An 18,577-nucleotide genomic window follows, 5' to 3' on the forward strand; every position below is an offset into this window, starting at 1 on the left:
ATTGCAACAAAATTAAATCCACATTTATTAAAAACTAAGCGTTATGGCCAATAATAATCAGATTGCTTTTAGTGAAGAACCCCATTTTTATGATGATGTTTGCCAATATGTAGATCAAGCAGCAAAATACACCGACCACGATAAAGGTTTACTCAGCCAAATAAAAGCCTGTAATAGTGTTTATCGTTTTCAATTCCCGATAAGAAAAGGCAACAGTTTCGAGATCATCCATGCTTGGCGAGTAGAACATTCTCACCATATGTCGCCAACAAAAGGTGGTATCCGCTACAGCGAGATGGTTAATGAGGACGAAGTAATGGCGTTGGCCGCTTTAATGACCTATAAATGTGCCATAGTAAATGTTCCCTTTGGTGGTGCAAAAGGAGGCGTTAAAATCAACCCAAAAAACTATACCGTTGCCGAGTTAGAAACCATCACCCGTAGATACACGGTAGAGCTTATCAAGAAAAATTTTATTGGCCCAGGCATAGATGTTCCCGCTCCAGATTATGGTTCTGGCGAACGTGAAATGTCTTGGATAGCAGATACTTACCTTACCATGAACCCAGGTTCTTTAGATGCTTTGGGCTGTGTAACCGGTAAACCGATCGCATTACACGGAATTGCAGGTAGGAGAGAAGCAACAGGGCGTGGGGTAGCTTACGCAATAAGAGAATGTACTTCCGTTGCCGAAGATATGAAGGCAATTGGGCTTTCAACAGGTTTAGAAGGAAAAAGGGTAATTGTACAAGGTTTAGGAAACGTAGGTTATCATTCGGCAAAATATTTAATAGAATTTGGAGCTACCATTGTTGGTTTCTGTGAGTTTGAAGGTGCCATTTATAATAAAAATGGATTTGATTTAGATGAGGTTTTTGAACATAGAAAAAAAACGGGCTCTATCTTAGGCTTTAGTAAATCTCAACAAGATTTCAACAATTCTGCAGAGGGTTTAGAACAAGAATGTGATATTTTGGTTCCCGCCGCATTAGAAAACCAAATTACCGAGAAAAATGTTGGTAGGATAAAAGCCAAGATTATTGGCGAAGGGGCTAACGGACCAACCACTCCGGCTGCTGCTGCCTTGTTTATAGAAAACGGTGGGATCATTATCCCTGATATGTATGCCAATGCTGGCGGTGTAACTGTTTCTTATTTCGAGTGGTTAAAAAACCTTTCTCACGTTGCCTTTGGGCGCATGGGGCGTAGATATGATGAGAATTCGAACATCAATATCATGAACCTGATAGAAAAAACTACCGGTACAACTTTAACACAGCAACAGAGATTATTGGTGGCAAAAGGCGCAACCGAATTAGAATTGGTAAATTCTGGTTTAGAAGATACCATGATTAGATCTTACCATGAGATTAGAGAAATCAAATTAAAGAAGAACATAGATAGTTTAAGAACCGCGGCTTTTGTAGCAGCGGTAGATAAAATCGCTATTTCTTACATGAACATGGGTATTTGGCCATAAACAATTTATGATTGTAAAATTTTGGAAGCTATCTCTAAGAAATTAGAGATGGCTTTATTGTTTATAATCATATTTAATGTCAATTTAAAAATATCTGTAAAGAATATTATATAAATCAGTACCTTCATAACAGTATGCAAAATCGAATTGAACAAAACCTTTCTACAATAAAAGAATTGATGCTTTCTCATCATGTAGAAAAAGCATATCTTTTTGGTAGTGCAGCTAAAAATGAGATGAAAGAAAAGAGTGATATTGATTTTTTAATTAGCTTTTCTCCTAATGCCGACTTTGATAATTATGCTGATAATTATTTTAATCTAATGTATGCCTTACAAGATTTGTTAAATTGTGAAGTTGATTTAGTTGAAGAAAAAACAATTCAGAATCCTTATTTATTAGAAAGTATTAATAATCATAAAATGCTTCTTTTATGAAGTTAGAAGAGAAAAAACTTTTAACCGACATCCTAAATTCAATTATTTCTATCGATGAACATCTAGAAAATAGAAAGATTTTTGAAGAATATATTTCTAATAAAACTAAAAGGCGAGCCGTGGAAAGAGAATTAGAGATTATTGGAGAAGCCGTAATATCTTACTGAAAATTAAGCCCGATATAACTATTTCATTTGCTAGGCAAATTGTAGATTTAAGGAATAAAGTTATTCATGCTTATGATAATGTTAACGATATGGTAATTTGGAATGTTGTTGTTAATCACATCCCCAAGTTAAAAGAAGAAGTTATTCAATTATTGAATTAATCTAAATATTATTATTTTAATAACTTTTTCCTCATTTAAACTTCTAATCTATTCTTCTAGATTATATTTTCTGATATCAACAATAAAAATCCAAATTCAATTCTACTAATCTAAAGCTTTTAGCTATTTTTAGCCAATTTTTAAAAACAGTATAAAAAGGCTTAACATTAATCAAAAATGAAGGTTTTAAAATTTGGCGGTACTTCGGTTGGTAGTCCAGAGCGGATGAAAAAACTGTTGGACATCATTAACGCCAACGAAAAGCAAATTGTGGTTTTATCGGCGGTATCTGGTACAACCAATAATTTAGTAGAGATAGGGCAAGCATATTTGGCTTCTGATAAACCCAAGGCTACTATTTTGATCAAGGCTTTAAAAGATAAATATGAAATCTTTATTACCGAGCTTTTTGAAAAACCAGAATTTTTAACAGAGGCTAAAGAAGTGATAGATTATCATTTCGATTTGCTTTATGGTTTTGCCAACGATCTGTTTACCCAAGTAGAAGATAAAATTATCGTGGCCCAAGGCGAGTTACTATCAACTACTTTATATCATGTTTATCTGAAAGAAATCGGTGTGCCATCGGTATTATTACCAGCTTTAGATTTCATGAAGATCGATGCTGATAACGAGCCGATCGTAGAATATATTACCGAACACCTCACACCATTATTAGCGGCTGCACCAAAAAATAATTTGTTTATTACCCAAGGTTATATTTGCAGAAACTCTTTTGGCGAGATTGATAATTTGCGCCGTGGCGGAAGTGATTATACCGCTTCGTTGATTGGTGCGGGCATTAAAGCAGAAGAAGTTCAGATCTGGACGGATATTGATGGAATGCACAATAACGATCCCCGTGTTGTAAAAGGAACAAAACCAATTTCTCATCTATCTTTTGATGAAGCTGCCGAGTTGGCTTATTTTGGTGCTAAAATCTTGCATCCGCAATCTGTTTTCCCGGCGCAAAAATATAAGATCCCGGTAAGGTTGTTAAACACCATGGAGCCATCGGCTTTTGGCACTTTAATATCGAGCGAAAGCGAAACAGGAAAAATTAAATCTATTGCCGCAAAAGATGGCATTACCGCTATTAAAATTCAAAGTAGCCGTATGCTATTGGCCTATGGCTTTTTACGTAGGGTTTTTGAGGTTTTTGAGCGCTACAAAACTCCTATCGATATGATTACGACTTCAGAGGTTGCAGTTTCTGTAACTATTGATGATACCGGGTATTTAGGAGAAATTACCAAAGATCTGAGCGATTTTGGAATTGTAGAGGTTGATGTTAACCAAACAATTGTTTGTGTTGTTGGCGATTTATCCGCTAGTTCTCATGGTTTTGGTTCTCGTATTTTAGAATCTATCAAACATATTCCTTTAAGGATGATTTCTTACGGAGGTAGCGAACATAACTTATCGTTTTTGATAAAAGGTGAGGATAAAGTGGAGACATTGAGGAGCTTACATAACCGTTTATTTGATTAAAATAAGAAAGAAAATGTTTGATGAACGTATTGTTGCTTCTTTTGATGATAAAGAAACCCCATTTTATTATTATGATCTAAAGCTCTTAAACCAAACTTTAAAAGAGTGCAGATCTGCTGCCGAAGGGCATAAATTCCATATACATTTTGCGCTAAAGGCTAACTTTAACCAAAAGGTTTTAGCTGCCGTTAAGGCAAATGGTTTTGGTGCCGATTGTGTGAGCGGGGGAGAAGTAAAAAAAGCGGTAGAGGTTGGGTTTGATAAGAAACAGATCGTTTTTGCCGGTGTTGGGAAGTCTGATGCAGAAATAAATTTTGCTTTGGATAATGATATTTTCGCATTCAATGTAGAATCTGTTCAAGAGTTAGAAGTTATAGATCAATTGGCAACTGCAAAAAATAAAAAAGCTTCGGTTGCGATCAGGATCAATCCAAATGTTGATGCGCATACACACCATTACATTACCACGGGTTTAGATGAAAACAAATTCGGGATCAATTCTTGGGATTTGCCCTTGGTTTACGATACCTTAAAAAGTTGTAGAAATTTAGAGTTTTTAGGTATCCATTTTCATGTGGGTTCCCAAATTTTAGATCTGAACGTTTTTAAAAGCCTTTGCATAAAAGTTAACGAAATGCAGCAATGGTTTGAAGAACGTGGAATGCCAGTTAAGGTATTAAACGTTGGTGGTGGTTTAGGTGTAGATTATCAAAACCCTGATGAGAATGCGATACCAGATTTTAAAAGCTACTTTCAAATTTTTGCAGATTTTTTGAATATCAAACCTCATCAAGAAGTTCATTTTGAACTGGGAAGAGCTTTGGTTGCCCAATGCAGTAGTTTGATTTCTAAAGTTTTATATATCAAAAACGGCATTAAAAAGAATTTTGTGATTATAGATGCCGGTATGACCGAGTTGATGCGCCCTGCATTGTACCAAGCTTACCATAAGATCGAGAATGTTTCTAGAATGGTTGAAGGTAAAGGTTTTAAGGCAGAAGGAGAGCTAAACCTCATACCTCATACCTCATACCTTTCTTACGATGTTGTAGGCCCTATTTGCGAATCATCTGATTGTTTTGGAAAAGGGGTAGAAATGCCAGAAACAAAACGTGGAGATTTAATAGCTTTGCGTACGGCAGGTGCTTACGGGGAAGTAATGGCATCGGCTTATAATTTAAGGCCAGCGATAAAGCATGTTTATTCAGAAGAATAAGAAACTTCATATTTTAATTGTACTGCCCGCAAAAATCCCTGCATTGCTTTATGGCGGTACAGAAAGGGTTGTTTGGGATTTAGGGAAACGATTAAGTGATTTGGGGCATCAAATTAGTTTTTTAGTAAATAAGGGTTCTGTGTGTTCTTTCGCAAATGTTCTTTTTTATGATGCTTATAAAAATTTGAACCAACAAATACCAGAAGATGTAGATTTAGTGCATTTTCAGTTTAACCCAAATGAAGATATAAAAAAGCCTTATTTAATTACCGTTCATGGTAATGTGCCTTTTGGCGAAAAATTAAACAAGCAAAGTGTTTTTGTAAGTAAAAACCATGCCGATAGGTATGGTTCTCAACAATTTGTTTATAATGGATTAGATTGGGATAATTATCCAAAGCCCGATTTTAATATAAAAAGAGCAGGGTTTCATTTTTTGGCCAATGCAGCTTGGAAAGTTAAAAACGTAAGAGGGGCAATTAGTTTAACAAAAAATGCGGGAGTAAAACTAGAGGTTTTGGGAGGCTATCGTTTAAATTTGAAAATGGGCCCAAGGTTTACTTTTGATGCCCACGTTAAGTTTAGGGGAATGGTTGATAATCAAAAAAAATCTGTTTATTTAAACCGTTCTAAAGGATTGGTTTTCCCTGTTTTATGGCATGAACCTTTTGGTTTAGCCCTAATCGAAAGCTTGTATTTTGGCTGCCCGGTTTTTGCAACGCCTTATGGTTCTTTAACAGAATTGGTTAAAAAAGACATCGGAATTGTTTCTAATAAAAAACAAGATTTAATCTATGGCTTAGAAAGCGCAGATTCTTTTAATAAATTGATTTGCCACCAATATGCAAGAGATGAATTTTCTGCCATAAAAATGGCCAAAGATTATTTAGCTTTTTATGAGCGGGTTTTAAATGGTGAGATTTTGAATGAAGAAAACCCTACTTTAAAGGAAGAGCCAAAAGATAAATATTTGCTATTTACATAGTCCACGATTAAAGCCGTGGGCTATTCTCCATCAAAAAATTCATACAACTCACCAAAATAGCTGGTATTCCATCCATCAACAAACTCGTCATAAACATCATCTGGGATATTGGTATGGATCAATTCTACAGATGAAGAGGATTTATTTTTACCTTCATGGATTTTAATGGTTACGATAGATGGCTCGTCTTGTCCTTCAAAATACCATTGTTGCACAATTTTTTTCCCTTCAACAAATTCCAGGTTTTTCCCAACTATATCCCCATCAAACAAAGAAAATTCTGAATTAGGTTCTGTACTCATTTCAGCTTCTGCACCGCTCCACAATTTGATACTTAATGGGATGGTTAAGGCTAAATAAACTTCTTCGGTTGGTGCTGGTATGGTATAATATTTTTTAAAATCTTTCATTTTTTAAAGTCGGCTGTCAAAAAACCGTAGTCAGAAGACGATATTTATAATCAATAAAAAAGCATTCAGAGAAATATCCGAATGCTTCAAAAATACCTATTTTAGAGATAATACCTTAAATTTTATACTCAAACTTAAGGTTTAACCTTAAATATTTTGTTTTAATAGCTAATTAGCTTTTTTTAGCGGTTACCAGCACAACTACGCCGGCAATCAATATTGCTCCACCAACGTAAGGAGGCCAATTAACGGTATGTTTTTTATCTGCCGAGATTTGTATAGGGCCGGCATCTACAACTTTTTCTTTTTTGGTGTAAGAGAATCCGCCCCATATTAACATGGCGATCCCAACTACCAATAAAATGATTCCTACTGTCTTGTTCATGATATTTATTTTTGGTTAACATCACTGTTAAGACAAACATTATACCATTAAAATAGACTAATAATCAAATTTTCACAAACCATCAAAATGCGTAACCTAAACCTATTTTTATACTTGTATTTATTTCAGAACCAATTTGTAGATTAAGAAATGCCTGATGAAATTTAATGAAGGAGCTTAAGATTATCGCTATATTATTTTGGTCATTTTTTATAGTTTGATTATTTACTTCTTTAAAGTGATTTCTTAAACCAGGGGTAATTCCAGCAAAAAATCGTAAACCTATTTGTGAATTTTTATCATTAAATGCGTTGCTCCATATTGCTTCTGTTGAAAGCCCTGTTGTATAAAATGACGTTCTTTTATTTACATAAACCGTTTCACTTCCATTAGATTGAGGGCCATCATAAAGAAGTTTTCGATATTGGGCATATTCGCCAAATTCGGAAGAAAATGCATTTTCCCAATTAACATATCTAAAGTTAAAATCATTCTTAACCAATTGCAAGCCAATGGCGCTCCTTAATCCAAAACCATAAAAAGATCTTTTAAAATTCTCAATTGTTTGAGAAGAATACCTATCAATAGAGCTATCTTGATAAGAAGCATTTCCAAAAAAGCCAAATAATCCATAAGCAAAATTCAATTTTTTAAAGGTGTGTCCTCTACTCAAGTTTATTAATCCCGAATTCATTAGTAAATTGCCTTTAGGCGAGCTAGAGGCATATTCTCCTGAGAGATAGATTTTTGATTTTACACTATCAGCTTTCAATGGTCTGGGTAAGTAGGCAATGTTACTATCCCCACTCATATTAGGAGTGATATAGCTTACGCAAGAGGATGATAAAATTATTAAAGCAAAAAAAGCTAAAACTGAGATTTTTTTCATATTCTAAATTACGTTTGAATTTGTTTAATGGCTGCATTAAGTTTTTGTTAACTAAAAGCATTTTCGCCAGTAATGTCCATACCGGTTATCAATAAATGAATATCATGTGTGCCTTCATAAGTTACAACAGATTCTAAATTCATCATGTGGCGCATAATCGGAAACTCGCCAGTAATTCCCATCCCGCCAAGCATTTGCCTAGCTTCCCTAGCAATTTTTAAGGCTGTTTCTACCGAATTTCTTTTGGCCATAGATATTTGCGCCGGTGTTGCTCGGTCTTCGTTTTTTAAAATACCTAATCGCCAAACTAACAATTGTGCTTTTGTAATTTCTGTGATCATTTCTGCCAATTTCTTTTGTTGGAGCTGGAAGGCTGCAATGGGCTTACCAAACTGTTCACGCTCTTTGGTATATCTTAAAGCGGTATCATAACAGTCCATTGCGGCACCTAAAGCTCCCCAAGCAATCCCAAACCTAGCTTGGTTTAAACAACTCAATGGGCCTTTTAAACCCTTAGCATTCGGCAAAATATTTTCTTTCGGGATTTTTACATTATCAAAAACCAATTCGCCAGTTGCCGAAGCTCTTAACGACCATTTATTATGCGTTTCAGGCGTTGTAAAACCTTCCATCCCCCTTTCTACGATCACTCCTCTTATAATTCCTTCTTCATCTTTTGCCCAAACCAAAGCTATATCCGCAAATGGCGAATTGGAAATCCACATTTTTGCACCATTTAAAATATAATGTGAACCTGCATCTTTTATAATACTGGCCATACCTGCCGGGTCCGAGCCATGATCAGGTTCTGTTAAACCAAAGCAACCCATCAATTCTCCGGTTGCTAGTTTGGGTAAATATTTTCTCTTCTGCTCTTCAGAACCAAAAGCAAATATCGGGTACATTACCAAACTTCCTTGTACAGAGGCGGTAGAACGTATGCCAGAATCTCCTCTTTCAATTTCTTGCATAATAATACCGTAAGAGATATGATCTAAACCTGCGCCTCTAAATTCTGTGGGTATGGTTGGGCCAAAAGCACCAATTTCTCCCAAACCCTTGATTAAATGCTTTGGAAATTCTGCATTTTGGGCATAACTTTCTATCACAGGAGAAATTTCCTTTTTAACCCATTCCCTAACAGATTTCCTGATCAGTTTATGTTCTTCGGTTAATAGATCATCCAATAAATAATAATCGGGATGCTCATATAAATCTTTTTTCGCTGATTTTTGAATTGGTTTTTGGCTCATTGGTTTATTTATTGGATTTGAACTTAAGATTCTATTTAAAAAAACATTTCCTGCAGATTTAGGTAATTTTAGCAGAACTTATTTTGTATGTTGATTTATTGAGATAGAAATTTAATTTGCGTTAACGATTGAAATGGCATCCTTTTTTGTTTTTCTACAAAAAAGATATAATGTAAAGCGTGTTAAAACGCCCAAAAAATATCTCCAACTTCTTCCGTAATTTCTAAAAATAAGCTTTAAAGAAGTCAATTCAAATAATAGCTAACAAACAAAACAATAATTTTGATTTCAGTTCTATTACCTTGATATTTGGATAATGGGCAAAACGATTAGAAAAGTTGGTTTAGAAGGCGTAAAATTTAATGCTGCAATTGGCTTTTATGAAGAAGAGCGCATTTTTAAGAATAATTTTTTGGTTGATGTTTCTGTGGCTTTTGAAGATGATGATCTTGTAAAAGACGATTTGAAGAATACCGTAAATTATGTTTCACTTTTTGATATTTGCAATCAATCCTTCTCTAAAGAAGCCCAATTAATTGAAACCGTTGCCCAAGAAATTTTACAAAATATCAAACAAGAATTTACTTTTGTTGATCATATCAACATCAAGATAAAAAAACTAGATCCACCTGTAAAAGCTCAAATACAAAACTCTTTTGTAGCGTTAGATTATACAAAATAATGTCTTACACCCCTATTAACCATAAAATTATCAAGGCCCTCACTAAAATTGTGGGCGATAGCAATATTTTTACCGATCAAGAAGCTATTTATAAATATAGCAAAGACGAAACCGAGGATCTGCATTATTTCCCCGATATAGTGTTGAAGCCCAAAAACGTGAAAGATATTGCCGCCATCATGAAATTTTGTAATGAGCATTTGATCCCGGTTACCCCCAGAGGAGGAGGAACGGGCTTATCTGGTGGCGCTTTGCCTGTTTTTGGGGGCGTGGTTTTAGCTTTAGAGCGGTTAGACAAAATTATTGAAATTGATGAGCGAAATTTACAAGCAACCGTAGAACCGGGAGTAATTACAGAAGAATTTATGGATGCCGTGGCTGATAAAGGCTTACTTTATCCGGTAGATCCTTCTAGCAAAGGTTCTTGTTTTATTGGTGGCAATATTGCCCATGGCAGCGGCGGCCCAAGGGTGGTAAAATATGGCACCATTAGAGAGTATGTGCTTAATTTAGAGGTGGTTTTGCCTAATGGCGATATTATCTGGACTGGGGCCAACACCTTAAAATATGCTTCGGGATATAATTTAACGCAATTGATGATCGGTTCTGAAGGTACTTTGGGCATTGTTACAAAAATTGTTTTAAAGCTGGTTCCGCAACCACTGCACAATATTTTACTGATGGCTTCTTTCCCTACAAACGAAGATGCCTGTGCCGCTGTTTCTGCAATTTTTAGGGCAGGGATCACACCATCTGCTTTAGAGTTTATGGAGCGAAAAGGCATAGAATGGGTAATTGAGCATGATGGGATAAATTTTGAGATGAACCCCAAAGCCAAGGCATTTTTGATGATCGAAGTTGATGGTGCAAATATGGAGATGCTTTTTGCCGATTGCGAAACTATAAATCAAGAGCTAGAGCATTTTAATTGTATTGAGGTGCTTTTTGCCGATTCATCTGCTCAAAAGGAAGAATTATGGAAAATCAGGAGGACAATGGCAGTTTCTGTAAAATCTAATTCGGTTTATAAAGAAGAAGATACCGTGGTGCCAAGGGCAGAGTTGCCAAAGCTGATCGAAGGGATCAAAGAAATCGGGATGCTTTACGGTTTCGATTCTGTTTGTTATGGCCATGCTGGCGATGGAAATTTGCATATCAACATCATCAAAGGGAATATGAGCGATGAGGATTGGAAAAATAAATTGAAAGATGGGATCACAGAGATTTTTAAGCTTACCGTAAAATTGGGAGGTACAATTTCTGGCGAACATGGCATTGGTTTGGTGCAAAAAGAATACATGAAAATTAAATATTCTGAAATAAATTTAAACTTGATGCGTGGAATTAAGAACGTTTTTGATGAGAACAACATCTTAAACCCGGGTAAGATTTTTTAATTTCAATTAATTTTTTGAACTTTCAAAACCAAAATTTTGAATTATGAAATTGATAATCAGTTGTTTGTTTTTTATCAGTACCCTGTTTGCATCAGAAATAGTTACCAAAACCGGTAGGGCAACTTATTACGCCAATAGATTTAACGGGAGAAGAACAACAAGTGGCCAGATCTACAAACACGATAAATTTACGGCTGCACATAAAACGCTACCTTTTGGCACACAGGTAAAAGTTACCAATTTAGATAATGGGAAATCGGTTACGGTAATCATCAATGATCGTGGGCCTTATGGCAAAAATATGCTGATCGATCTTTCGCAATCTGCTGCAAAAGAAATTGGGCTTTATGGCAAAGGAGTTGTTAACTGTGAGATCGAATACGAGTTGCAATAAAAATTAACACTAAAACTTTCTACCAAAAAATTCGTTTTTAGTATATGAAATTGAACCAGTTAACCCCAGAAGAAGAATATATCATTAAGAACAAAGGTACCGAAAGACCTTTTGTTGGCGAATATACCTCTACTAAAGAAGCGGGAACTTATATCTGCCGCCAATGCGATGCCCCACTTTATAAATCTGAAGATAAATTTGAATCGCATTGTGGGTGGCCAAGCTTTGATGACGAAATTGCGGGAGCAGTAAAAAGAGTACCTGATGCAGATGGTAGAAGGGTAGAGATTGTTTGCGCCAATTGTGGCGGACATTTAGGCCATGTTTTTGAAGGCGAAAGATTGACGGAGAAAAATACCAGACATTGTGTTAATTCTTTGAGTATGAAATTTATCCCTAAAGAAGGGTAGCATCAATAGCCAACACCTATAAAGTTTAAATAAATTTGTTTTAAGATATTTGATGTGCCTATTGATAGCTTTTCTTTGGGTAAAAAACCGTTTTAAAAGGCTTTTTTTCTCAATAAATCATAAGGGTAATACAGCATCAAAACAACCTTCAATTGCTTGGCCAAAAGATTAAACAGATTATTTTATCGAGTGATTATCAAATTCATATCAAAACCGTACCAATAATTTGAGGATATTTGCCGCTATGGAGAATACAATCGATAAATCATCTTTGTTAAAGCAATTGAAAATCAAAGCACTAAACCCAATGCAATTGGCAACCGATAATGCCATACAAACGGGTAAGGATGTGATGGTTTTATCATCAACGGGATCGGGCAAAACTTTAGCGTTTTTGATCCCTCTTTTGTTTAAATTAAAGAAAAATATAAAAAAGGCACAGGTTATGGTCATTGTGCCATCAAGGGAATTAGCTCTACAGATCGAACAGGTTTTTAGATCTATGCAATCTGGCTTTAAGGTAAGTTGTATTTACGGAGGCCATTCTACCAAAACAGAATCGCAAAGTCTTTCAGAAACACCTTCGGTCATTATCGGCACACCAGGTAAAATCAGCTATCATATCAGAAACGAAAATATTAACCCTGCCGAAGTAGAGTTTTTGGTTTTGGATGAGTTTGATAAATCTCTGGAGATGGGTTTTCAGGTAGAGATGGAATTTATCATACAATCCCTATCCCACTTGAAACAAAAAATACTGACATCTGCTACAAAGATGGAAGAGTTGCCAAACTTTGCCAAGCTTGATGATTTAATGTATGTTAACTTTTTAAAGGATGAGGGAAATAGCCCACAGTTGGCCTTAAAGGTTTTGCATACCAAGTCTAAAGAGAAATTGAAGCTTTTGATGCAGGTTGTTTCTGAATTTCCGGAAGGGCCAACATTAATTTTTTGTAACCACCGCGAAGCTGCGAGTAGGGTTAGTGATATTTTATGGAACAAAGGGATGAGCAATGGGATATACCATGGCGGCATGGATCAACCCGATAGAGAAAAAGCCTTGGTAAAATTCAGGAACGGTACTTTTTCTGTATTGGTAACCACAGATTTGGCTTCGAGAGGGTTAGATATCCCAGATGTGCAACAGGTTATCCATTATCAAATCCCTTTTACGGAAGAATCTTTTACGCACAGAAATGGGCGTACAGCCAGAATGAAGGCAAGCGGGAAAGCTTATCTGCTTTTAGCCGATGAAGAATTTAAGCCAGATTATGTGAAAGAGAAAGTGACGGAAGTTGATGTTGTGGAAGATTTTAAAATGTTTGCGCCTAGTGATTGGAAAACCATTTACATCGCCGCAGGCAAAAAAGATAAGATCAATAAAATTGATGTAGTTGGTTTGTTGCACAAAAAAGCAGATCTGCAAAGAGAAGATATTGGCTTAATAGAAGTTTTTGACCACATGAGTTATGTTGCCGTTAAAAGAACTAAGATAAATGCAACGCTTTCGCTGATAAAACAAGAAAAAATAAAAGGCAAAAAATATAAGATCGGGGTTGATGAGTTTTAGGTAATAGGTTTTAAGTGATAAGTTTTAGGTTTTAAGATGAAGTATTATGTTATTGTGGTTTCTAAAGACCATGTAGAAAAAGGGGTTGAAGGTGGTTTTGCACAAGCAGGGCATGGTAAAAAAAATCTTTTAGAGAAATTGAAAAAACACGATTGGATCATTTATTATTCGTCTAAAGTAAAATATGATGTAGATAAACCTTATCAGAAATTTACTGCGGCTGGCCAAGTATATGATGATAAACCTTATCAGACACAGGTAAATGAAAATTTTAAACCTTGGCGCAGAAAAGTTAAGTATTCTGATATTGAAGAGTTGGAGATAAAGCCTTTGATACAGCAGTTATCTTTCATAAAGAATAAAAAGAATTGGGGCTTGCATTTAAGGGCTGGCTTTATAGAAATCAATAAATCTGACTTTGAGCTGATCGTAAAAAAGATGTTATAACACGCATCGATGAAAAAAATTACATAATTTTATTTCTATAAATCAATTAAAATTCACGATCATGAAAAAACCGATATTATTATTGGTCATATTTTTTATAGGGTTAGCAAGTTTAGTTAAAGCCCAAGAAAAAGCAATCTTCCAAACAGAAGATGGTGCAATTAAAGGTTATGATGCTGTTGCATATTTTAAAGACAACAAGGCGGTTAAAGGGAACAAAAACTTTACCTACGATTGGAACGGGGCAAAATGGTATTTTAGTTCTAAAGAGAATATGAAAGCTTTTAAGGCATCACCAGAAAGATATGCACCTCAATACGGTGGCTATTGCGCTTTTGGATATGCCCAAGGGCATGCAGCACCAACAGAGCCAGATGTTTTTACTGTGGTAGATGGCAAATTATATTTGAATTATAACCAAAAAGTGCAACAAATGTGGAACAAGGATATCCCAGGTTTCATCACAAAGGCAGATAAAAACTATAAAGCAGAAATAGAAAAGAACAAGGGCAATTGATCATTTAAGAACCATAAATTATTTAAGCCGATTTTTTGAAAAAGGATCGGCTGTTTTTTTGAAAAAAAAATAGATAAATTACACTCCCCAATTTAAACTAAAACCGAAATTTTTCGTCTATTTTTAAATTGGCCTAATACGCACCTTGATACCTCGTTTTAAAAAATTATCGCCCTTATTATTGCTGGGCATTTTATTTGTATGCAATTGCTATGGGCAAGGTGCGTCCAATAAAGGAACAGATTTTTGGCTAGGATACGGAAAGCACACATCCGTAGGGCAAATGGTGGTTTATTTAACTTCTGATGTTAGCACAACCGCAACGGTCTCTATTGATAATCTTGGATTTAGCCAAACGGTTGATGTGCCTGCCAACGGCGTGGTCTCTGTAGATATTCCTACTAACGCACACTTAGCCAATGATGGATTATCTTTAAACGGGATCCATGTCACTTCTATAAAACCTATTATCGTTTATGCGCATATATATGCTAATTCTGTCTCTGGGGCTACGTTGGTTTTGCCCGTAAATGCCTTAGGTAAAGATTATTACTCTATAAACTATAAACAGATTTCTAATTCTAATGGTGCCGTTGGATGGTTCTTTGTGGTTGCGGTAGAAGACAGTACTAAAATAGAAATTACCCCATCTGCCGATACTGAGCAATGGAACGCTAATACCACCCATACTGTACTTTTAAATAAAGGGCAGATATACAATGTTTTAGGGAAATTTACCGATTCAGGGAAAAATTCTTCAGGGGTAGATTTAACCGGTTCTAGGATCAAATCGGTATCAACCGCAAACGGTACTTGTAAAAAGATCGCGGTTTTTTCTGGTAGTAGCAAAATCTCTATAAACTGTCTTAATTACGTTTTAAACTCTAACCCTGGCTCTGCCGATAACCTTTTTCAACAAACTTACCCTACTTCTAGTTGGGGCAAAACTTTCATTACCGTTCCAGAAAAAGAGAGAAACTTTGTGATATACAGGGTTTTAAAAAGTGATGTAAGCGCAATTGTGAAAGTTAACGGAAACGTAGTGCCTGCCGCAAATTTTACAAATGGTTTTTATTATGATTACGCATCACAACAAGTAGATGAAATTACCGCAGATAAGCCTATACAGGTTGTTCAATACGCCGTAACACAGCGTATAACCATTAATTGCGGCAATGATGCTAGTGACGTTGGCGATCCAGAGATGATCTACTTAAACCCGTTAGAACAAACACTCACCAAAATAACCATGTACTCTACCAATAATTTTAAGATCTTAAAACATTTTATAAATGTGGTAATAAGAAATGACGGAGTGGCAAGTTTTACTTTAGATGGCGTAAATGTTTCTTCACAGTTTGCCCCCGTCCCAAACAATTCATCGTATTCTTATGCTCAGCTTTCTGTGGCCGAGGGTACGCATAACTTGAATTCTTTGGTTGGTTTTAACGCTATTGCTTATGGTTTTGGAGCAGCAGAATCTTATGGATATGCTGCCGGCGCAAATTTAACTGCTTTCGGGATCGATCCGGTAAAGGATGGTTCAGATTCTATCTCGGTTTCTTCTGGCTGTGTTGGGATACACTATGATTTGAATTTGAAACTACCTTATGAGCCTTTGGATATTCAATTGGATAAAGATGATGGCACTGGTTTAAAATACATTACTGTTAATAAGATAGCTCAAAGCACAAAAGATGGCGCTACAACTTATTATTACTCGCTAATCCCTGATATTACTTATACCAAAGACAGCACATATACTTATAAAGTTAGAACTACAAAACCATCGGCCGATGATTGTGGTACCGGCGACGAATTTACTTTCGATTTTATCATCAATCCAAAACCGGTAGCAAACTTTACTGCTCCTCCGCAATCTTGCTTTGCAGATTCTGTTAGTTTTAAAAATGTTGTGGTAGATAATAATATCCCCTTAAATGAATATATGTGGGATTTTAACGGCGAAGCAACTTCTACTTTAGAGAACCCAAAATTCAAGTTCTCCACTCCTGGGAAAAAAACGATAAAATTCTCTGTAAAATCTCAAGATGGGTGCTGGTCTGACGTGATTTCTAAAGATATTGAAATTATGCAATTGCCCGTTGCCAACTTTACCATATCATCTAATCAATGTTTAAATAATGAAACCCAGTTTGCAGATGCTTCTACGGTGGCAAATCAAACAATCACAAACTGGACATGGGATTTTGGGGATACGGCTAGTGCTTCAAACTCATCTATTTTACAAAATCCGTCCCACACCTATAATAAAGTAGGCAGTTTTACGGTAAAATTGATTGTGGGTACAAATATAGGCTGTAAAGATACTTTGCTTAAACAAGTGATCATAAACCCTTTGCCAGAAGTTGATTTTGATACGCCTGATATTTGCTTAAACGATGCTTCTGCTCAGTTTATCAATAAATCAACCGTTTCTGATAACTCATCTCTAACATATTTATGGGATTTTGGCGATAGCAACTCTACGGTGGCCAATAATACATCAACATTAAAAGACCCAACTCATCATTATACCCAAGCTAAAAATTACATCGTAAAATTAACGGTTACCAGTGCAAATTCTTGTGTAACTACATTATCCAAAACTTTTACGGTAAACGGAAGTACGCCAAAGGCCGATTTTTCGGTATCGAACCCAAATCAACTTTGCAGTGATCAAATTGTTAGTTTTAAAGATGCTGCCTCTGTAGATTTTGGAGAAATAACCAAAATAGAATGGATCTATGACGATGCCTTGCCAAACATCGAAACAGATAATGATCCTAATTTAAGGAGCGATACAGCAAAAATATATACACACCACTATCCTACTTTTTATTCTCCTGCTCAAAGATTGGTTTTGGTAAAGATGAAAGCATATTCTGGCATCAGTTGTGCAAACACGATGCAAAAGTCTATCACTTTAAAAGCAATCCCGAAAGCAGACTTTATCCTTCCGGATGGGTGTTTGCCAAATGGCCAAGCAACGTTTACCAATAACTCAACTTTTGATAGTTCTACCAATGGCTTAACCTACCAATGGGATTTTGGCGATGATCAAGATAATACCTCAACAGATAAAGATCCGATACATCAATATAAAAAAGCAAAAGATTATACCATAACTCTTACGGTTACAGCTTTAAATGGGTGTAGCGCAACTGTTTCTAAGGTTTTTAAGGTAAGTGCCGCTTTGCCAAATACAAATTTCGAGGTAATTAATGATGGTTTTTGTAGCAATAGCAAATTCTTATTTAAAGATGATGCCGCGATCGCTTTCGGGCAGATTACCAAAATTGAATGGCAATTTGATGCGATCAACCATCCTAACGATCCAGCGTTTATGTTGATAGATAATGCACCAGCCGCTAGAGGATCAAACCAAAAAACCTATGAGTTTACGTACCCTAAATTTAGTAGCCCTGCAACCAAAGACTTTAAGGTAACTATGTTTGCCACAAGTGCTACTGGCTGTGTAAATCAATTTTCAAAAATAATTACTTTAAAAGCAGTTCCTGATGTAGAGTTTAGCGCTATTCCCTCTGTTTGTGAAGAATTTGAACCCTTTATGTTAACCGAGGCAAAAGAAGTTAGTGGTTTTGCCGGTAAAGGAACCTATTCTGGCGACGGTGTTGACGCAAGTGGGCTTTTCTCGCCAAAAATTGCAGGGGCCGGTAAACACACCATCATGTATAATTTTATCGGCGATAACGGTTGTAGTGATTTTAAAACGCAGGATATTACCGTAAACCCAACGCCTAGCGTAAACGCCGGAGATGATAAAAACATTTTAATAGGTGGCCAGATAAGATTAGACGCAACGGCTAACGGCGATAATTTGACTTATAAATGGACACCATCAACAGGGTTAGATAAAGATGATGTTTTAAACCCCATTGCATCACCAACCAAAGATACCAAATACAACCTGTTGGTTACCAGTAAAGATGGGTGTATCAATATGGACGATGTTTTTGTGAAGGTTTTGCTATTGCCAGAAATACCAAATACATTTACGCCCAACGGAGATGGTGTTAATGATACTTGGGATATTAAATATTTAAGCAGCTACCCGTCTATGACTGTGCAGGTATTTAACAGGTACGGAAACTTAGTTTATAATTCAAAATCTTATACTACCCCCTGGGACGGAAAGTTTAACAACAAAGATTTGCCAGAGGGATTGTATTATTATATCATTACGGCAAAGCAAGGGGAATTAAAGTATTCTGGATCGGTTTTGATCGTAAGATAAAACCATAATTGTAATTATTTAGTTAATA

Annotated in this window: 19 protein-coding genes; 15 read left to right on the forward strand and 4 right to left on the reverse strand. The window is 35.9% G+C overall.

Translation table 11 applies throughout. The features are described from left to right. The first annotated feature begins 43 nt into the window (after nucleotides 1–43). The 7 genes from I5M32_RS02930 to I5M32_RS02955 all read left to right on the forward strand — a co-directional run bounded on the left by I5M32_RS02930 (nucleotide 44) and on the right by I5M32_RS02955 (nucleotide 5,937). The gene (locus I5M32_RS02930) at nucleotides 44–1,480 is read left to right on the forward strand and encodes a Glu/Leu/Phe/Val family dehydrogenase (RefSeq protein WP_200584682.1); all 1,437 of its coding nucleotides are present in this window, start codon (nucleotides 44–46) and stop codon (nucleotides 1,478–1,480) included. A 134-nt stretch (nucleotides 1,481–1,614) separates the two neighbouring features. Continuing rightward, entirely contained in the window at nucleotides 1,615–1,917 is a 303-nt protein-coding gene (locus I5M32_RS02935; protein ID WP_200584683.1) for a nucleotidyltransferase family protein, read from the forward strand. Then, the gene (locus I5M32_RS16815; RefSeq protein WP_262895579.1) at nucleotides 1,914–2,084 is read left to right on the forward strand and encodes a HepT-like ribonuclease domain-containing protein; all 171 of its coding nucleotides are present in this window, start codon (nucleotides 1,914–1,916) and stop codon (nucleotides 2,082–2,084) included. Before I5M32_RS02935 ends, I5M32_RS16815 begins: the two co-directional genes overlap by 4 nt. A 62-nt stretch (nucleotides 2,085–2,146) precedes the next feature. Further along, a complete protein-coding gene (locus I5M32_RS16905) occupies nucleotides 2,147–2,245 on the forward strand; it encodes a HepT-like ribonuclease domain-containing protein (RefSeq protein ID WP_317193091.1) in 99 nt (32 codons plus the stop codon). A 177-nt stretch (nucleotides 2,246–2,422) separates the two neighbouring features. After that, nucleotides 2,423–3,736, forward strand: coding sequence for an aspartate kinase (locus I5M32_RS02945; RefSeq protein WP_200584684.1), 1,314 nt, complete (start codon nucleotides 2,423–2,425; stop codon nucleotides 3,734–3,736). Nucleotides 3,737–3,749: 13 nt separating this feature from the next. Next, nucleotides 3,750–4,952, forward strand: a complete 1,203-nt coding sequence (gene lysA / locus I5M32_RS02950) for a diaminopimelate decarboxylase (RefSeq protein ID WP_200584685.1) — start codon at nucleotides 3,750–3,752, stop codon at nucleotides 4,950–4,952. After that, nucleotides 4,933–5,937, forward strand: coding sequence for a glycosyltransferase (locus tag I5M32_RS02955; RefSeq protein WP_200584686.1), 1,005 nt, complete (start codon nucleotides 4,933–4,935; stop codon nucleotides 5,935–5,937). The genes lysA and I5M32_RS02955 overlap by 20 nt, the downstream gene beginning before the upstream one ends. A 20-nt stretch (nucleotides 5,938–5,957) precedes the next feature. On the opposite strand, the gene I5M32_RS02960 is transcribed toward I5M32_RS02955, so the two are convergent. From I5M32_RS02960 to I5M32_RS02975, 4 genes are all read right to left on the reverse strand, one after another. After that, nucleotides 5,958–6,347, reverse strand: a complete 390-nt coding sequence (locus tag I5M32_RS02960) for an SRPBCC domain-containing protein (RefSeq protein ID WP_200584687.1) — start codon at nucleotides 6,345–6,347, stop codon at nucleotides 5,958–5,960. A 172-nt stretch (nucleotides 6,348–6,519) separates the two neighbouring features. Then, nucleotides 6,520–6,732, reverse strand: coding sequence for a hypothetical protein (locus I5M32_RS02965; protein WP_200584688.1), 213 nt, complete (start codon nucleotides 6,730–6,732; stop codon nucleotides 6,520–6,522). Between the two features lie 82 nt (nucleotides 6,733–6,814). Next, on the reverse strand, nucleotides 6,815–7,621 hold the full coding sequence (locus I5M32_RS02970; protein WP_200584689.1) for a hypothetical protein: 807 nt from the start codon (nucleotides 7,619–7,621) through the stop codon (nucleotides 6,815–6,817). A 47-nt stretch (nucleotides 7,622–7,668) separates the two neighbouring features. Further along, entirely contained in the window at nucleotides 7,669–8,874 is a 1,206-nt protein-coding gene (locus I5M32_RS02975) for an acyl-CoA dehydrogenase family protein (RefSeq protein ID WP_200584690.1), read from the reverse strand. A gap of 316 nt (nucleotides 8,875–9,190) precedes the next feature. Between I5M32_RS02975 and folB the strand changes: the two genes are divergently transcribed. The 8 genes from folB to I5M32_RS03015 all read left to right on the forward strand — a co-directional run bounded on the left by folB (nucleotide 9,191) and on the right by I5M32_RS03015 (nucleotide 18,549). Then, nucleotides 9,191–9,556, forward strand: coding sequence for a dihydroneopterin aldolase (gene folB, locus I5M32_RS02980; protein WP_200584691.1), 366 nt, complete (start codon nucleotides 9,191–9,193; stop codon nucleotides 9,554–9,556). Next, nucleotides 9,556–10,953: an FAD-binding oxidoreductase gene (locus I5M32_RS02985; RefSeq protein ID WP_200584692.1), complete on the forward strand. Its 1,398-nt coding sequence runs from the start codon at nucleotides 9,556–9,558 to the stop codon at nucleotides 10,951–10,953. The genes folB and I5M32_RS02985 overlap by 1 nt, the downstream gene beginning before the upstream one ends. A gap of 43 nt (nucleotides 10,954–10,996) precedes the next feature. Beyond that, entirely contained in the window at nucleotides 10,997–11,347 is a 351-nt protein-coding gene (locus I5M32_RS02990) for a septal ring lytic transglycosylase RlpA family protein (RefSeq protein ID WP_200584693.1), read from the forward strand. Between the two features lie 44 nt (nucleotides 11,348–11,391). Further along, complete coding sequence (locus I5M32_RS02995) at nucleotides 11,392–11,757, forward strand: methionine-R-sulfoxide reductase (RefSeq protein WP_200584694.1); 366 nt, start codon at nucleotides 11,392–11,394, stop codon at nucleotides 11,755–11,757. 244 nt (nucleotides 11,758–12,001) lie between these two features. Continuing rightward, the gene (locus I5M32_RS03000) at nucleotides 12,002–13,327 is read left to right on the forward strand and encodes a DEAD/DEAH box helicase (protein ID WP_200584695.1); all 1,326 of its coding nucleotides are present in this window, start codon (nucleotides 12,002–12,004) and stop codon (nucleotides 13,325–13,327) included. A 36-nt stretch (nucleotides 13,328–13,363) separates the two neighbouring features. Next, complete coding sequence (locus I5M32_RS03005; RefSeq protein WP_200584696.1) at nucleotides 13,364–13,774, forward strand: EVE domain-containing protein; 411 nt, start codon at nucleotides 13,364–13,366, stop codon at nucleotides 13,772–13,774. A 61-nt stretch (nucleotides 13,775–13,835) separates the two neighbouring features. Further along, nucleotides 13,836–14,291 carry a YHS domain-containing (seleno)protein gene (locus tag I5M32_RS03010; protein ID WP_200584697.1) on the forward strand — a complete coding sequence of 152 codons (456 nt, stop codon included), beginning with the start codon at nucleotides 13,836–13,838 and terminating at the stop codon, nucleotides 14,289–14,291. 145 nt (nucleotides 14,292–14,436) lie between these two features. Continuing rightward, nucleotides 14,437–18,549, forward strand: a complete 4,113-nt coding sequence (locus I5M32_RS03015; protein ID WP_200584698.1) for a PKD domain-containing protein — start codon at nucleotides 14,437–14,439, stop codon at nucleotides 18,547–18,549. Nucleotides 18,550–18,577 lie beyond the last annotated feature (28 nt).

This window comes from Pedobacter segetis, from assembly GCF_016623585.1.
GTDB lineage: Bacteria > Bacteroidota > Bacteroidia > Sphingobacteriales > Sphingobacteriaceae > Pseudopedobacter > Pseudopedobacter segetis.

Excerpts from the sequence above, each read along its gene's own strand:
- I5M32_RS02930 (WP_200584682.1), top strand. The coding sequence starts at position 44 with ATGGCCAATAATAATCAGATTGCTTTTAGTGAAGAACCCCATTTTTAT.
- I5M32_RS02935 (WP_200584683.1), top strand. The coding sequence starts at position 1,615 with ATGCAAAATCGAATTGAACAAAACCTTTCTACAATAAAAGAATTGATG.
- I5M32_RS16815 (WP_262895579.1), top strand. The coding sequence starts at position 1,914 with ATGAAGTTAGAAGAGAAAAAACTTTTAACCGACATCCTAAATTCAATT.
- I5M32_RS02945 (WP_200584684.1), top strand. The coding sequence starts at position 2,423 with ATGAAGGTTTTAAAATTTGGCGGTACTTCGGTTGGTAGTCCAGAGCGG.
- lysA (WP_200584685.1), top strand. The coding sequence starts at position 3,750 with ATGTTTGATGAACGTATTGTTGCTTCTTTTGATGATAAAGAAACCCCA.
- I5M32_RS02955 (WP_200584686.1), top strand. The coding sequence starts at position 4,933 with ATGTTTATTCAGAAGAATAAGAAACTTCATATTTTAATTGTACTGCCC.
- I5M32_RS02960 (WP_200584687.1), bottom strand. The coding sequence starts at position 6,347 with ATGAAAGATTTTAAAAAATATTATACCATACCAGCACCAACCGAAGAA.
- I5M32_RS02965 (WP_200584688.1), bottom strand. The coding sequence starts at position 6,732 with ATGAACAAGACAGTAGGAATCATTTTATTGGTAGTTGGGATCGCCATG.
- I5M32_RS02970 (WP_200584689.1), bottom strand. The coding sequence starts at position 7,621 with ATGAAAAAAATCTCAGTTTTAGCTTTTTTTGCTTTAATAATTTTATCA.
- I5M32_RS02975 (WP_200584690.1), bottom strand. The coding sequence starts at position 8,874 with ATGAGCCAAAAACCAATTCAAAAATCAGCGAAAAAAGATTTATATGAG.
- folB (WP_200584691.1), top strand. The coding sequence starts at position 9,191 with ATGGGCAAAACGATTAGAAAAGTTGGTTTAGAAGGCGTAAAATTTAAT.
- I5M32_RS02985 (WP_200584692.1), top strand. The coding sequence starts at position 9,556 with ATGTCTTACACCCCTATTAACCATAAAATTATCAAGGCCCTCACTAAA.
- I5M32_RS02990 (WP_200584693.1), top strand. The coding sequence starts at position 10,997 with ATGAAATTGATAATCAGTTGTTTGTTTTTTATCAGTACCCTGTTTGCA.
- I5M32_RS02995 (WP_200584694.1), top strand. The coding sequence starts at position 11,392 with ATGAAATTGAACCAGTTAACCCCAGAAGAAGAATATATCATTAAGAAC.
- I5M32_RS03000 (WP_200584695.1), top strand. The coding sequence starts at position 12,002 with ATGGAGAATACAATCGATAAATCATCTTTGTTAAAGCAATTGAAAATC.
- I5M32_RS03005 (WP_200584696.1), top strand. The coding sequence starts at position 13,364 with ATGAAGTATTATGTTATTGTGGTTTCTAAAGACCATGTAGAAAAAGGG.
- I5M32_RS03010 (WP_200584697.1), top strand. The coding sequence starts at position 13,836 with ATGAAAAAACCGATATTATTATTGGTCATATTTTTTATAGGGTTAGCA.